Annotated in this window: 1 protein-coding gene; it reads right to left on the minus strand. The window is 61.7% G+C overall.

Annotated elements, in window-relative coordinates:
- A partial coding sequence (locus tag HMPREF0298_RS11360; protein WP_006841353.1) for an IS256 family transposase occupies positions 1–248 on the minus strand: 248 nt, incomplete at both ends.

Below are 248 nucleotides of genomic sequence, written 5' to 3' on the forward strand. Positions count from 1 at the left end.
GCGTTCGGCCCGGGTGCGGCGCTCCAACAGCCAGTCGGGGAAGAAGGAACCAGCCCGCAGTTTCGGTACAGCAACATCGATGGTGCCGACTCTGGTGTCGAGTTGACGTATGCGATAGCCGTTGCGTCGGTTGGTGCGCTGATCGGAGACAGTGGCGTACTCGGCGCCGCAGACACTGTCTGCCTGGGTTGACAGGATCTGGTTGATGAAATCCTGGAGCATCTCGCGCATCAGGTCCGGGGAGGCTT

The sequence above is a fragment of the Corynebacterium lipophiloflavum DSM 44291 genome (assembly GCF_000159635.1).
Taxonomy (GTDB): domain Bacteria; phylum Actinomycetota; class Actinomycetes; order Mycobacteriales; family Mycobacteriaceae; genus Corynebacterium; species Corynebacterium lipophiloflavum.